Below are 15371 nucleotides of genomic sequence, written 5' to 3' on the forward strand. Positions count from 1 at the left end.
GGTGTCGGATTGCGGGGTGTCCGCGGCATGGATGCCGCGGCCAAGCCTACAGGGACGTACTTGCGGCGTCCCCGCAATCCGACACCGCCCCGCCATCCCACGGAATGCCGCCTTTTGACGTTGCTCTGGCCCTGGCCTCTGCAGGTGCAGGGCGCAGCCCTGCCGAAACCCACCCCTACCATGACTGCAGTCACTTGCCCGAATGCCCGCTGCTGGCGAAAGTCGAGGAGTTGACGTGATCGGATCGGTCCTTTGCCGGCCGCACGGAAGTGAGAGAGAGACGCAGTGCAACGACGTGAGTTCCTGGCATTTTCCGGTCTGGGCCTGGCGGGCCTGATCCTGCCGCATTCGCGGCTGATCGCAGCCGAACAGTTGCTGGCCCCGGTCGACCCGGCCAAACGCAGACGCCTGGCCGAGGTCGCCCTTGCCGCCGCACGCGCGGCCAAGGCCAGCTACTGCGACGTGCGCATCGGCCGCTACCTCAACCAGTCGGTGATCACCCGCGAACACCAGGTCGGCAACGTGACCAACCGCGAGTCCTCCGGTGTGGGCGTGCGGGTGATCGTCAACGGGGCCTGGGGGTTCGCCGCCACCCATCAGCAGACCGAATCGGCAGTGCGCACCGCCGTCGAGCAGGCCGCCGCGATCGCGCGCGCCAATTCCAGCATCCAGACCCGCCCGGTGCAGCTGGCACCCACCCCGGCGGTGGGCGAGGTGCGTTGGCAGACGCCGATCCGCCGCAATGCGATGGAAGTGCCGATCCAGGACAAGGTCGAGCTGCTGCTGTCGCTCAATGCGGCCGCGCTGAATGCGGGCGCCGACTACATCAATTCCACCCTGTTCCTGGTCAACGAACAGAAGTACTTCGCCTCCAGCGACGGCTCGTTCATCGACCAGGACATCCACCGCATCTGGCTGCCGTTCACCGCCACCGCCATCGACAAGGCCAGCGGCAAGTTCCGCACCCGCGCCGGTCTGTCCTCGCCGATGGGCATGGGCTACGAGTTCCTCGACGGGGACGCGCGTGGCAAGGTGCAGCTGCCCGGTGGCATCACCGCGTACCGCGATTCCTACGATCCGGTCGAGGACGCCATCGCCGCCGCCCGCCACGCACGCGAGAAGCTGAAGGCGCCCTCGGTGAAACCCGGCAAGTACGACCTGGTGCTGGATCCGTCCAACCTGTTCCTGACCATCCACGAGAACGTCGGTCATCCGCTGGAGCTGGACCGCGTGCTCGGCTACGAAGCCAACTACGCCGGCACCAGCTTCGCCACGCTGGACAAGCGCGATGCCGGTTTCCGCTGGGGCAGCGACATCGTCACCTTCTTCGCCGACAAGACCCAGCCGGGCAGCCTCGGTGCGGTCGGCTACGACGACGAAGGGGTGAAGACCCAGCGCTGGGACCTGGTGCGCGACGGCATCCTGGTCGATTACCAGGCCACCCGCGATGAAGCGCACATCCTCGGCCGCGACGCTTCGCATGGCTGCAGCTATGCCGACTCGTGGTCCAGCGTGCAGTTCCAACGCATGGCCAATGTCTCGCTGGCACCGGGCAAGGCGCCGCTGAGCGTCGAGGACATGGTCAAGGACGTGGAGAACGGCATCTACATCCACGGCCGTGGCTCCTATTCCATCGACCAGCAGCGCTACAACGCGCAGTTCGGCGGCCAGCTGTACTACCAGATCAAGAACGGAAAGATCACCGGCATGGTCGAGGATGCGGCCTACCAGATCCGCACGCCGGAGTTCTGGAACGCCTGCAGCGCCATCTGCGATGAACGCGACTTCCGCCTGGGCGGTTCGTTCTTCGACGGCAAGGGCCAACCCGGCCAGGTCTCGGCGGTCTCGCACGGTTCGTCCACCACCCGTTTCAACGGCATCAACATCATCAACACCGCGCGCAGTCTCGGCGCTTGAGCCACCCGTCCTTCATGGAGAGCAGCCTTGCACAGACGTGACTTCCTGGCCCTGACCGGGCTTACCGCTGGCGGCCTGATCGTGCCGTCGTTCTTCGGCAAGGCGATCGCCGCCGAGCAGCTGCAGTCCAGCCTCGACCCCGCGCTGAAGAAGCGCCTGGCCGACGCCGCCCTGCAGGCCGCACGCAGCGCCGGCGCCACCTACTGCGACGTGCGCATCGGCCGCTACCTGCGGCAGTTCGTGATCACCCGCGAAGACAAGGTGCAGAACGTGGTCAACACCGAGTCCACCGGTGTCGGCATCCGCGTGATCGTCAACGGCGCCTGGGGTTTTGCCGCCACCAATGCGCTCAGCACTGCCGACGTGGCCCGTGCCGCGCAGCAGGCCGCAGCCATCGCCAAGGCCAACGCGGGCGTGCAGACCGCGCCGGTGCAGCTGGCCAAGGCGCCGGGCGTGGGCGAGGTCAGCTGGAAGACGCCGATCCGCAAGAATGCGATGGAGGTACCGATCAAGGAGAAGGTCGACCTGCTGCTGGACGTCAACGCCGCGGCGATGGGCGCTGGCGCCAGCTTCATCAATTCGATGCTGTTCCTGGTGAACGAGCAGAAGTACTTCGCCTCCACCGACGGCTCCTACATCGACCAGGACGTGCACCGCATCTGGGCACCGATGACAATCACCGCCATCGACAAGGCCAGCGGCAAGTTCCGCACCCGCGAAGGGCTGTCCGCGCCGATGGGCCTGGGCTATGAGTATCTGGATGGCGCCCCTGCCGGCAAGGTGCTGACGCCCAACGGCGTGGTCAACTACAGCTCGTCCTACGACATGAAGGAAGATGCCATCGCAGCGGCCAAGCAGGCGCAGGAGAAGCTGAAGGCGCCGTCGGTGAAGCCTGGCAAGTACGACCTGGTCCTGGATCCGTCGCACACCTGGCTGACCATCCACGAGTCGATCGGCCATCCGCTGGAACTGGACCGCGTGCTCGGCTACGAAGCCAACTATGCCGGTACCAGCTTCGCCACCCTGGACAAGCGCGAGCAGCACTTCCAGTACGGCAGCGAACACGTGAACATCTTCGCCGACAAGACCCAGCCGGGCAGCCTCGGCGCGGTGGCGTACGACGATGAAGGCGTGAAGTGCAAGCGCTGGGACCTGATCAGCAACGGCAAGCTGGTGGACTACCAGACGATCCGCGACCAGGCCCACATCCTCGGCAAGACCGAATCCGATGGCTGCTGCTACGCCGACTCGTGGTCCAGCGTGCAGTTCCAGCGCATGGCCAACGTGTCGATGGCGCCGGGCAAGTCGCCGCTGAGCGTGTCGGACATGATCAAGGACGTGGAGAACGGCATCTACATCATCGGTGACGGTTCGTTCTCGATCGACCAGCAGCGCTACAACGCGCAGTTCGGCGGCCAGCTGTTCTACGAGATCAAGAACGGAAAGATCACCCGCATGCTTGAGGACGTGGCCTACCAGATCCGCACCCCGGAGTTCTGGAATGCCTGCAGCGCCGTCGCCGACGAGCGCGATTACCGCCTGGGCGGTTCGTTCTTCGACGGCAAGGGCCAGCCCGGCCAGGTCTCGGCGGTCTCGCACGGGTCTTCGACCGCGCGCTTCAACGGCATCAACGTCATCAACACCGCACGCAGCCTCGGCTGATCGGTCAGGAGCCCTTACACCATGAGTATCTTCACCGAAGCCCAGGCCAAGGCCATCCTCGACAAGGTCATCGCCCTGTCCAAGGCCGATGAGTGCACCGCCGTATTGGCCGGGTCGATCAACGGCAACATCCGTTTCGCCCTGAACAATGTGTCCACCAGTGGCATCGTCGACAACACCGAACTGGCCGTTACCGTGGCCTTCGGCAAGCGCGTCGGTACCGCTTCGATCAACGAGTTCGACGACGCCGCGCTGCAGCGCGTGGTCCGCCGCGCCGAAGACCTGGCCCGGCTGGCCCCGGAGAACCCGGAGTTCATGCCGGCCATCGGCAAGCAGAGCTATCGCGCCAGCCCGACCTTCAGCGAATCCACTGCCGCCATCGATCCGGCCTTCCGCGCCAAGGTCGCCGCCGATTCGATCGCGCCGTGCCGAGGCAACGGGCTGATCGCTGCAGGCTTCCTGGAAGACGGCCAGGGCTTCTACGCTACGGCCAACAGCAACGGCAACTTCGGCTACCAGCGCACCACCAACTTCGACTACACCTGCACCGTGCGCACCGAAGACGGCCGTGGTTCGGGCTGGGTGGGTCGCAACCTGAAGGACGCGGCCGACTTCAAGGCCGACCAGGACATCCGCATCGCGATGCGCAAGGCGACCGAGTCGCAGGAAGCCAAGGCGCTGGAACCCGGCAAGTACACGGTGATCCTGGAGCCGGCGGCGGCCGCGGGCCTGATCAGCTTCATGATGAACTTCTTCAGCGCACGCTCGGCCGATGAAGGACGCAGCTTCCTGTCGAAGAAGGGCGGCGGCAACAAGCTGGGCGAGCAGGTCTACGATCCGCGCGTGAACATGCATGCCGACCCGTGGCACCCGGAAGCGCCGGTGCTGCCGTGGGATGGCGAAGGCATGCCGCGCGAGCGCATCGCCATCATCGAGAACGGCAAGATCGCCAACCTCGACTATTCGCGCTTCTGGGCGCAGAAGCAGGGCAAGACCGCCAAGGCCACGCCCGGCAACCTGCTGATGAGTGGTGGCGACAAGAACACCGCCGAGCTGGTGCGCGGCACCCAGAAGGGCATCCTGGTCACCCGCACCTGGTACATCCGCATGGTCGATCCGCAGACCGTGCTGCTGACCGGCCTGACCCGCGATGGCACCTTCTACATCGAGAACGGGCAGATCAAGTACCCGGTGAAGAACTTCCGCTTCAACGAATCGCCGGTGATCATGCTCAACAACATCGAAGAGCTGGGCAAGCCGGTGCGCGTGGCCGGTGACGAATCCAGCTTCGTGATGATGATCCCGCCGATGAAGCTGCGCGATTTCACCTTTACCTCGTTGTCCGACGCGGTCTGATGGATCGCCGGGCCTGCCTGCGCTGGTTGGCCGCTGCCGCTTCGGCGGCAGCCCTGCCGGCATGGGCGCAGGCAGGCCCGCGCAGTTCACGCTACGACTTCTGGTTCACCCGCCTGCAGTACGACTCCGGCGACTGGGACGTGGACGCGCGCATGCCGTCCAACCTGATCACCTCGCTGATCGACTACACCTCCCTGCGGGTGGACCCGCAGGAACGCGTGGTGGCCCTGGCCGACCCGCGCATGCTGGAGGCGCCGTTCTGCTACCTGGCCGGGCACACCCTGGTCGAGTTCAACGCCGCCGAACGGCAGAACTTCGTGCGCTACGTGCGCAATGGGGGCTTCGTCTTCGTCGACGACTGCAACCACGATATCGATGGCCTGTTCGCCACCTCGTTCGAAGCGCAGATGGGCCGGCTGTTCGGGCCGAAGGCGCTGCAGAAGCTGCCCAACAGCCACGCGCTGTACCGCAGCTTCTTCCGCTTCCTCGACGGCCCGCCGGCCACCAGCTTCGAGCTCAACGGCTGGGGCGATGACCTGGTGCACGACTACCTGAAGGGCATCGAGGTCGATGGCCGGCTGGGCCTGCTCTACAGCAACAAGGACTACGGCTGCGAGTGGGACTACGACTGGCGCAACAAGCGTTTCCTGGCCGAAGACAACACCCGCTTCGGCGTCAACATCGTGATGTACGCATTGAACAATTGAACGGACCACGCCCATGACCTCCCCCGACCTCGATTCCCTGCTGCCGCGCCTGCACGATCTGCGCGCTGCGCTCGCCCACGCCGTGGTCGGCCAGCACACGGTGGTCGAGCAGTTGCTGATCGGCCTGCTGGCCGGTGGCCACTGCCTGCTGGAAGGCGCGCCGGGGCTGGGCAAGACCCTGCTGGTGCGCTCGCTGGGGCAGGCACTGGAACTGCAGTTCCGGCGCGTGCAGTTCACCCCGGACCTGATGCCCAGCGACATCCTCGGCACCGAACTGCTGGAAGAAGACCACGGTACCGGCCATCGCCATTTCCGCTTCCAGCAGGGCCCGATCTTCACCAACCTGCTGTTGGCCGACGAGCTCAACCGTACCCCGCCGAAGACCCAGGCCGCGCTGCTGGAAGCGATGCAGGAACGCACGGTCAGCTACGCCGGCACGACCTACACGTTGCCGGCACCGTTCTTCGTGCTGGCCACGCAGAATCCGATCGAACAGGCCGGTACCTACCCCTTGCCCGAAGCACAGCTGGATCGCTTCCTGCTGCATGTGCTGGTCGATTACCCCAGCGAGGAAGAAGAGCGGCAGATCCTGGAACAGACCACCGGTAGGGCCACTGGAAGCGTGCCCAAGGTGATGGATGCCGACGCGGTGATCGCGCTGCAGGCGGCGGTACGCCAGGTGCATGTCAGCCCCGACGTGCTGGCCTGGATCACCCGTCTGGTCCGCGCCAGCCGTCCCGGCGAGGGCGCACCGGCGGCGATCAACCAGTGGGTGAAATGGGGTGCGGGCCCGCGTGCCGGGCAGTCGCTGGTGCTGGCCGCCAAGGCGCGCGCACTGCTGCAGGGACGTTTCGCCGCCACCCGCGAGGATGTGCAGGCGCTGGCCGCACCGGTGATGCGTCATCGCCTGCTGCTGTCCTTCGCCGCCGAAGCCGAGCAGAAGCGGGCTGACGATGTGGTCGCCGCACTGCTGCAGGCCGTTCCATTCCCCGGTTGATCCACTGGTGACCGCCGGCACGCCGCTGCTGCTGCCACCCGACCTGCGTGCGCGACTGCGTGCGCTGCGGCTGTGGCCACGCCTGGCCAGCGGCGCAAGCGGCATCGGCCAGCACGCCAGCCGCAGCCGCGGTGCCGGCCTCGAGTTCGCCCAATACCGCGCCTACGAGCCCGGCGACGAACTGCGCCAGATCGACTGGAAGCTGTACGCGCGCTCGGACCGCTTCTTCGTGCGTGAATCCGAGCGCGAAAGCCCGATCACCGTCTGGTTGCTGCTCGATGCCACTGCCTCGGCTGGCCAGGCCGATCGCGCGGCACCGGCACGCAGCCGCCTGGACCACATGCGGCAACTGGCAGCCTGCGTGGTCGAGCTGGCGCTGCAGCAGGGTGATCGCTTCGGCCTGCTGGCCATCGATGGCGAAGGCCTGCAACTGGTACCGGCCGCGCATGGCGCGCGCCAGCGCGACCGCGTGCACCTGCAACTGCATGCCCTGCAGGCGCGTGGCGGATGGCCGGGCGCCGAGCGCCTGCGACCGTTGTGGGAACGCGTGCGCCCCGGCGATCTGCTGCTGGCCATTGGCGATGGCTTCGATGACGCGGGCATCGTGCTGCTGGAGCAGCTGGCCAGCACGCGCCGCGAGGTGATGCTGCTGCAGGTGCTGACCGCCGACGAACGCGATTTCCCCTTCGATGCTGGTCACCGCTTCCGCGATCCGGAAACGGGCGAGGAACTGCTGGGCGATGGCGCCGCGATCCGCGCCGACTACCTGAAGCGCTTCGCCGAGGCCCACGCCGCGCTGCAGGCGCGGTTGCAGTCCAGTGGCATCGCCACCGCCACCGGTTGGCTCGACCAGCCGCTGGACCAGCCGCTGCAGGCGCTGTTCGGCCGCAGGGGCGGCGCATGAGCCTGCTGTTTCCGCTGGGCCTGGCGGCGCTGGCTGCATGGCTGTTGCCACTGCTGATCCACCTCGCCCGTCGTCATCCCTATACGCCGCTGGATTTCGCTGCGCTACGCTGGCTGCGCGCCCAGATACGACCGCGCCAACGCATCCGCTTCGATGATTGGCCGCTGTTGCTGGTGCGCCTGCTGTTGCTGGCCGCATTGGCCCTGCTGCTGGCGCGCCCAGCACTGACCGGTCCTAAACCGGTGCCAGCGGCGTGGACGGTGGTGGCACCGGGCCTGGACGCGAACGCACTGCGCGGCAGCGCCGATGCACGCAACTGGCATTGGCTGGCGCCGGGCTTCCCGCCCATCGACCAGTCCACGCCGGTGGACGCTGCCTCCCTGCCCAGCCTGCTGCGCGAGCTGGATGCGCAGCTGCCGGCCGGCACCGCGCTGACCGTACACGTACCCGATCCCTTGCCCGGCCTTGATGGTGCCCGCCTGCAGCTGTCGCGCGAGGTGCAGTGGCAGCCGCACACGCTGGCCGTCACTGCAGTGCCGCACGCCGCCGTGGCGCCACGCCTGCGTACGCGTAGTGATGCCCCAGCGGCAGCGCAGCACTGGCTGGGCGCGTTGCAGCGCGCATGGAGTACGCAACCGCTGGCTGCGCCCCTGGCCGACGATGCGTTGCCGGGTCGCGGCGAGATTGGCGTGTGGACCGGCGCCGATGTACTGCCTGGCACCTGGCAGCAGTGGCTGCAGCAGGGCGGCACGGTGCTGACCGCTGCCAAGCCGCCCGCGGGCGCAGCCGTCCTGCTGCGTGATGCAGACAATGCACCGCTGCTGTGGCAGCAGCGCATCGGCACGGGCCGCCTGCTGCATCTTCCCGGCGAATGGAACGTGGCCCGCAACCGTGCACTGCGCGATGACCGCCTGCCGCGCGACCTGCTGCAGGCCCTGCAACCGCCATCGACCCCGCACCTCGGTGATGCGCAGGACCAGGCACCACGTCGCGCGACGTTGCCCGCGGCAACGCCGCCCCTGCGTGAACCGACCTCCTGGCTGCTGCTGATGATCGTGCTGCTGTTCGCGCTTGAGCGCTGGATGGCGAGCAGCGCGCGACGCAGGGCTGCCCCATGAAGACGCTGCAACAGGCATGGCAACGCGCACGCCGGCGCCGGGCCGCGATCACCGTGCTGCTGGGCCTGCCATGGGCGTTGGCGGCGGCGGCACTGGCGCTGCGCCTGTCGGGTTTTGATATCGCCTGCGTCGTGGCGACCGTGGCCCTGCTCCTCATTGCGGCCGTGGCAACGACCCGCGCCCGGCAGCTGGACCGGCGCTGGCTGCAGCGCAGGCTGGATGCCAGTGGTGCCAGCGAGGACAGCGCCGACCTGCTGTTCGCCAACGCCGGCACGCTCAATCCACTGCAGCAACGCCAGCGCACGCACGTGCTGGCGGCGCTTGAACGCAATCTCCCCGAGCTGCGACCACGCTGGCCGCGCAGGGCGGTGGCGCTGTGCTGGATCGGCGGCATCGCCGTCGCTGGGCTGGCACTGGGCTGGCCGCACAACGCCGCACCGGGCACCGCCGCCCTTGCGACACCGCAAAGCAACGCCAAGGCCGGTCCACTACGTCTTCAGTCCACCCGCCTGCACATCGATGCACCGGCCTACACCGGCCAACCCACGCGTACGCAGAACGCACTCGACGCCAAGGTCGCCGCCGACAGTCGCCTGTCCTGGTCGCTGCGCTTCGACCGTGCACCCAGCAAGGCCTGGCTGCAGTTTCATGATGGCCGTCGCCTGCCATTGCGCGAGCACGACGGTGAATGGCAGGCGCAGGACGTGGCGCGCACCCCGCTGCTGTATCGCGTCGTCAGCGAACCGGCGCTGGCCGACACCCGCCTGCATCGGCTCGACGTAGTGGCCGATCGTGCACCCACGGTGCGTGTGATCGACCCTGCTGCCAGCCTGGTGCTGGGCAGCCCCGGGCAGCGGCAGTGGGCGCTGCGCTTCGAGGCCAGCGACGATCATGGCGTCCTCCCGCAGGCGACGCTGTCGATCACCACCACCCAGGGCAGCGGCGAGAACATCACCTTCGTCCGGCGCAACGTGACCCTGAACGGCAGCGGCGAGGCCACGGCACGGCGCTTTGCCCACACCCTCGACCTGGCCGCTCTGGGCGCACAGTCTGGCAACGATGTGATCGCCCAGCTGGAAGTGCGCGACAACCACGCGCCGACAGCACAGGTCGGCCGCAGCAGCAGCGTGATCCTGCGCCTGCCCAGCACCGAAGCGGTGCTGGGTGCCGAACTGGAAGGCCGTATCAAGAAGACCCTGCCAGCGTACTTCCGCAGCCAGCGGCAGATCATCATCGATGCCGAGGCGTTGATCCGCGAACGCCGGAGCGTGGCCGCCGATACCTTCGTCAAGCGCAGCGATGCGATCGGCGTCGACCAGCGCATCCTGCGCCTGCGCTACGGCCAGTTCCTGGGCGAGGAAAGCGAGGGCGCGCCGAAGCCACCGCCGACCAGCGACCTGCCCACCAGCGATACGCCCGCGGCCGACACGCACGACGACGAGCGTGAGCGCGATCACGAGGCGCAGGCCGGCGCACACGACGAGCACGGCCACGACCACGGCGGCGCAGCCAGCGGCAGCGACACGCCACCGGTGTTCGGCAGCGCCGCCGACGTGCTGTCCGAGTACGGGCATACCCACGACCACGCCGAGGCGGCGACGCTGCTTGACCCGCAGACGCGCGCCACACTGAAGGCAGCGCTGGACCAGATGTGGTCGGCCGAAGGCGAACTGCGCCAGGGGCGCCCCGAGCAGGCCCTGCCGTTTGCCTACAAAGCGCTGGCGTTCATCAAGCAGGTGCAGCAGGCCGAGCGCATCTACCTGGCCCGCGTAGGCCCGGAGCTGCCGCCGATCGACGAGAGCCGACGCCTGAGCGGCGACCGTGCCGGGTTGGCCAGCCGCGCACTGCCGCTGGCCGCACGCACGCCCCCGGACCCGGCCGTCGTCGAGGCCTGGCAGCGATTGGGCGACGAGAGCGGTACGCCCGACCTGGACATGCTGGCAACCTGGCAACAGCGCAACAGCGCCTTCCTGCCGGACGCACTGGACCTGGCTGCCGCCATCGAGCAACTGCGCATCGAACCCGGCTGCACCGAGTGCCGACAGCGCCTGCGTGCGCAGCTGTGGCGCGCACTGCAGCGGCCCCTGCCGCAGGTGATGCGGCGCAATTCCGCCGATGCCATGGGGCAGCGCTACCTCGACGCGCTGGAGGCGCAGCCATGAGCACATCGGCAGTGAACGTGTGGATCGCGCTCGTGCTGGGGCTGATCGTGCTCGTCGCCAGTGCGCGCCAGCTGCGTTCGCCGACGCGGGGTCGCCGCCATCTGATCGCCGTACTCACGCTGCAGGCCGCCGCCGCTGCGCTGCTGTACGTCTGCCTGCTGCCGCCATCACAACGCGTTCCCTTGGCCGGCCTGGTGGTGATTGGCGCCGAGGCCGACAAGGCGGGTGCACTGCCGGCCGGCGCCACCCGGGTGCTGCTGCCGGAAGCACCGGCCATGGCCGGTGCAGCGCGCGTGCCGGACCTGGCCACGGCACTGCGCCGTCATCCATCCTCCACGGTGACCCTGGTCGGTGCCGGCCTGGCCGCGCGTGATCGCGATGCCGCACTGCCCACCGATACGCGCTGGCAGGCAGCGCCTGCACCCAGCGGATGGATGGCTCTGCAGCCACCTGCGGACGCAGCTCCCGGCGCACGCTTCGTTGTGCACGCACAGGCACGCGGCGTGCAACGCGCGCAGGCCGAGCTGCTGGACCCGGCCGGCGCGGTGGTCGATCGTGCGCCGCTGGCAGTAGATGGCCGGGTGCAGCTCAGCGGCATCGCCCGCGCCGAAGGCCGTAGCGTGTTCCAGCTGCGCCTGCTGGATGCGCCGGGCCATGTGGCCGACAGCATGCCGGTGCCGCAGCAGACACTGGCTGCCACTCCGCTGCGCCTGCTGGTGCGCGCTGCTGCACCGGGCGCCGAACTGAAGTACCTGCGCCGCTGGGCCACCGATGCCGGCATCCGCGTGCAGGTACAGGCCGAGACCGGCGCTGGTCTCAGCCTGGGCGATGGCAGCGTGGCGTTGGACGCAGCCACGCTGGCGCGCAGCGACCTGCTGCTGCTCGACGAGCGCAGCCTGGCCGCACTCGGCGCCGGTCAGATGGCGGCCGTGCGCCAGGCCCTGCGCGACGGCCTGGGCCTGCTGGTGCGCAGTACCGGCGCGCCATCGACCAGCGCACGGCAACGCCTGCGCGATCTGGGCCTGCCGCTGCAGGGCGATGCCGGCAGCCAGGTCGCGGCAATGGCCGCCGAGGGTGACGCGACGATGCTGCAGGCACGTCGCGGGCCCTTGGCCGCCGGCACCCTGGCCACCGGTGACGGCGAAGACGCCGACCGCGCGTCGCACGCAGCGGCACTGCCGCCGCTGGAGTCCCTGGCGCTGCAGGCTGTCGACAGCCGCGCCCTGCTGCAGGATCGCGACGGCAAGCCCATCGGCGGTTGGCGCGCCGTCGGCAAGGGGCGTATCGGCGTGCTGCCGATCACTGACAGCTGGCGCTGGGTACTGGCCGGCCGCGAGGATCGCCACGGCGAGTTGTGGAGCTCAGTGTTTGCCACCCTGGCACGCGCGCAGCCCGGTAGCGAAGGCCCATGGTCGCCCCAGGCACTGGCCTGGGCCGGCGAACGCCAGTCGCTGTGTGGCGTGCAGGCACCGCTGCAGGCCTTCGACACGCACGGCAAGGGCGTGCCGCTGATCGTCGACAGCGGTACCAGCACAGCGCGATGCGCGGGCTGGTGGCCGCGCCAGGCCGGTTGGCAGCGCCTGCAGCACGGCGACCGCCCGCACTGGCGCTACGTGTTCGATCCGAAGCAGGCCCCGGCGCTGCACCGGCAGGCGATGATCGATGCCACCACACAACGGCTGGCCGCTGCCGCACCGGCTACCGCGCAGGCGGACCAGCGCGTGCCGGGGTCGCGCTGGCCGTGGTGGTTGGCGTTCGTGCTGTGCGCATCGCTGCTGTGGTGGCTTGAGCGACGACGTTGAGCCCGGGGTCGGCCCCCTTTCGCGTGCGAAGGGGCTCTGACCCCACCGATTGGATCGCAGACACCCTCCACGCATGGCGTGGATCTACTGACGCCATGCGTGAATCGACGGAATGCGCCGTTCAACGTTTCGCCGCGCGCCGGTACACACCATTGAAGCGCACGTTCATGCCGCCGCACTCGCTGTTGTCGGCCACGATCAGCACGTCCCCCAGCAGCTGCGCGTGCACCGTGCAGGTGTCCTCCACGAAGTCGACCTGGGCACCACGCGGCACCGCCTGCGCGCTCACCGCGCCGATGTTCGGGCCACCCGGGCGTTCGGCCGGCGTCGGGTTGGCCGAGGGCCAGTAGGCATCGCCTTGCACGTGCAGCTGGCCGTCGCGCACGCGGATCCGCAGGCCGTTGTCACTGTCCTTCCAGTCTCCCGACCAGGCCTGCAGCGTAGGCGCGGGCACCGGCAACGCCTGCAGCTTGCTGCGATCCACCCAGCCTGCGCTGCCACCCACCTTGTTCGGGAAGAACGCGCAGCGGTAGCCGCCAAGATCGCGCCCGGTCACCACCGTATCGCCACTCACCACGTAGCTGCGCTGGCGACAGGCGGGTTCGCCCTTCGCGGGACAGCCATCCATGTCGCCCAGCAGGTACAGGCGTGGCGTGCCGACCACCCTGGCCAGGGCAAAGCCCGATTGTTCCGAAGGAAACGCGCCATTGCGGCAGGAACCGCCATCGGTCAGGTCGCTGGCGGATGCGCCAAGCGGGCTCAGCGTCGCAAGCAGGAACAGGGTACGTCGCAGCATCCAGGCAGCCTCGAAGGGAAGGCCCTCAGGATACCGCCTACTTCTGCGGCGGCGCGCCGCAACCGTCCTGCTGCGCGCAGAACTGCAGCGCGCGCCGCTGCTGCTCCGCGCTCAGTTCCGGTGGCGGCCGGGCGATGGCCGACTGGATCTGGTCCGGGCCACCGGTGAGCTTGTTCACTCCCTTCGCGGCCGCCATCACCCCCTTGACCACGCCCATCATGATGTAGCCACCGGCCATGCTGACCTGTTCGGGCGACGGCGGCTCGCTCCAGTTGCGGCTGAAGCGGTTGTTCTCGGCCTTCAGCGGGTTCTTGAAGCGGTACAGGTCCAGCGGCTGGTCGTCTTCAGGCTTGAGCGCACGCACTTCACCCAGCGTGGTGACGTTGTCCTGCGGCAGGGTGGTGGAAACCGGCGCGGTGGTTGCCGCCGGTACGTCCGCAGGGGGAGCAGGCGCAGGATCGGGCAGCGTCACCGGCGCGGCCTGCTGCGCCTGCGCGATGCCGGTCAGCAGCAGGCTGGCCAGAAGTGCTCCCTGCGTTCCACGTCGTGCCACAGCCATCCACCCTGTTGGTTGCGTCCAGCGGCCAAGGATACGGATGCAGGCTTCAGATTTCGTTGGCAACCACGTGGGCGTTCAGGCTGTATCCCGCTTCACCGGACCCGGCTGCTGCGCCGACGTTTGCAACAATCGTCATTCCCATCGGGGCGCTGGGCCGACAAGCTGCGCTGTTTCCCCGCCCCGATGTCGACCATGGCACCTCCCTCCACCTCCATGTCGCTGCAGCGGTTCGGCCGCTGATGTCCCGCGCTGCACTGCTGGTCGTACTCGCCTCGCTGCTGGCGATGATCGTAGCCGCCGTTGCCGAATGGACGTCCCGCGTCCGCACAGGGTTGGCCTCGCTGCGCCGGAGCAGCGTGCTGCGCACGCTGGAGGCCGATGAACACACGGCGCTGGCAACGGTGCGCGCACTGACCGGCTGCGTCCATGGCGACCAGGTGCGGGTACTGCGCGGAAGGTTCACCGGAGGCGCCGTCAGCCGCCACTACCCGGTCTCCGACGGCCTGCTGGGCGGCATTCCCGTGCTGCTGCCGCGGCAGGCATGCCCACACCTTGCTGCGGACAATGACGCCGAAGTGGTGCTGGGCGAGCGCTGGGCCGTTGTGGTGCGTCTCAATGGATTCCATGTGACCGCAATGCGGCCGGTTGCAGCCGTCAGCCAGCTTCGTGGCGAGCGTCTGGAGACGCCGGAAGAAATCGCGATGCGACGCGGACCCGGGCTGCGCCTGCCTGCGCTGTTGATCGCGGTGCTGGCGCTATGGGCCGCTGCCGATGCGTCCGGCCTGCTCTGCATGTCCCTGCCGCATGACGTCAGCTACCTGTCAGGTGTACCCCTGCTCGCCCTCGCCGGCCTGGCAGTCTGGCTGGGTCGACCGCGCCGCAGGGGCCCGGCGACGGCACAGCGCGTGCTGCAGGTGCAAGGGCGCCTGCGCGCGTACCAGCGGAACGCACAGACATCGCAGGCGTGGCTGCTGGGCAGCGACCTGCGCGTGCAGCTTCCATGGGAGTGGCTGGACGTCGCGGGATTCTCCACCGGCCGTGCGCTGCGCCTGGATGTACGCGAAGGTGATGGCAAGGTGCTGGCCGCAGGGTCAAGCTGGTGCCTGGCCAGCGACCGGCTGCGCTACCCGTCCAGCGGGGGATTCCGGCATCTGGCCTGGCTCGTCATGCTGCTGCTTCTGCTGGTGCTTGGCGCCCTCTGGGCGCCCCTGTCGCAGCGGCTGGACCTGGGCTGGCCGGGCGTACTCCACTGGCAGATGTTCGCGCTGTTGGCGGCGGCCTGGCACGCGCTGATGCTCGTTGTGTGCGTTCGTCGGTCGGTCAGCCGCACTGCCGCGCGTAGCGCCGCGTTCGAGGCACGCCCGGCCCCAGGCACTGAATGATTCACGCCC

At 68.6% G+C, this 15371-nt stretch carries 12 protein-coding genes; 10 read left to right on the top strand and 2 right to left on the bottom strand.

The annotated features are described in order from the left end of the window. The first annotated feature begins 285 nt into the window (after positions 1-285). The 9 genes from AC13GI_RS19895 to AC13GI_RS19935 are packed head-to-tail and all read left to right on the top strand — an operon-like array spanning position 286 to position 12625. On the top strand, positions 286-1917 hold the full coding sequence (locus AC13GI_RS19895) for a TldD/PmbA family protein (RefSeq protein ID WP_482997143.1): 1632 nt from the start codon (positions 286-288) through the stop codon (positions 1915-1917). A 27-nt stretch (positions 1918-1944) separates the two neighbouring features. After that, positions 1945-3579 (top strand): TldD/PmbA family protein, encoded by a 1635-nt coding sequence (locus AC13GI_RS19900; protein ID WP_482997144.1) that lies wholly within the window; start codon positions 1945-1947, stop codon positions 3577-3579. A gap of 21 nt (positions 3580-3600) precedes the next feature. Beyond that, complete coding sequence (locus AC13GI_RS19905) at positions 3601-4935, top strand: TldD/PmbA family protein (RefSeq protein ID WP_099819496.1); 1335 nt, start codon at positions 3601-3603, stop codon at positions 4933-4935. Further along, positions 4935-5642 carry a DUF4159 domain-containing protein gene (locus tag AC13GI_RS19910; protein ID WP_482997145.1) on the top strand — a complete coding sequence of 236 codons (708 nt, stop codon included), beginning with the start codon at positions 4935-4937 and terminating at the stop codon, positions 5640-5642. The genes AC13GI_RS19905 and AC13GI_RS19910 overlap by 1 nt, the downstream gene beginning before the upstream one ends. Positions 5643-5655: 13 nt before the next feature. Continuing rightward, the gene (locus AC13GI_RS19915; RefSeq protein ID WP_482997146.1) at positions 5656-6639 is read left to right on the top strand and encodes an AAA family ATPase; all 984 of its coding nucleotides are present in this window, start codon (positions 5656-5658) and stop codon (positions 6637-6639) included. A 7-nt stretch (positions 6640-6646) separates the two neighbouring features. Continuing rightward, positions 6647-7543 (top strand): DUF58 domain-containing protein, encoded by an 897-nt coding sequence (locus AC13GI_RS19920; protein ID WP_482997147.1) that lies wholly within the window; start codon positions 6647-6649, stop codon positions 7541-7543. Beyond that, positions 7540-8661 carry a BatA domain-containing protein gene (locus AC13GI_RS19925; protein WP_482997148.1) on the top strand — a complete coding sequence of 374 codons (1122 nt, stop codon included), beginning with the start codon at positions 7540-7542 and terminating at the stop codon, positions 8659-8661. Before AC13GI_RS19920 ends, AC13GI_RS19925 begins: the two co-directional genes overlap by 4 nt. Then, positions 8658-10823 carry a hypothetical protein gene (locus tag AC13GI_RS19930; RefSeq protein WP_482997149.1) on the top strand — a complete coding sequence of 722 codons (2166 nt, stop codon included), beginning with the start codon at positions 8658-8660 and terminating at the stop codon, positions 10821-10823. Before AC13GI_RS19925 ends, AC13GI_RS19930 begins: the two co-directional genes overlap by 4 nt. After that, complete coding sequence (locus AC13GI_RS19935; RefSeq protein WP_482997150.1) at positions 10820-12625, top strand: hypothetical protein; 1806 nt, start codon at positions 10820-10822, stop codon at positions 12623-12625. The genes AC13GI_RS19930 and AC13GI_RS19935 overlap by 4 nt, the downstream gene beginning before the upstream one ends. Positions 12626-12746: 121 nt before the next feature. Here the strand turns inward: AC13GI_RS19935 and AC13GI_RS19940 are convergent, their stop codons facing one another. Together AC13GI_RS19940 and AC13GI_RS19945 are read right to left on the bottom strand one after the other, a co-directional pair. Continuing rightward, a complete protein-coding gene (locus AC13GI_RS19940) occupies positions 12747-13421 on the bottom strand; it encodes a hypothetical protein (RefSeq protein WP_482997151.1) in 675 nt (224 codons plus the stop codon). Positions 13422-13458: 37 nt separating this feature from the next. Beyond that, a complete protein-coding gene (locus AC13GI_RS19945) occupies positions 13459-13980 on the bottom strand; it encodes a hypothetical protein (RefSeq protein ID WP_482997152.1) in 522 nt (173 codons plus the stop codon). Between the two features lie 239 nt (positions 13981-14219). Here AC13GI_RS19945 and AC13GI_RS19950 point away from each other — a divergent pair, with 239 nt between their 5' ends. After that, positions 14220-15362, top strand: coding sequence for a hypothetical protein (locus AC13GI_RS19950; protein WP_482997153.1), 1143 nt, complete (start codon positions 14220-14222; stop codon positions 15360-15362). The last annotated feature ends 9 nt before the right edge of the window (positions 15363-15371 follow it).

Source organism: Stenotrophomonas sp. 82F1 (assembly GCF_056861525.1).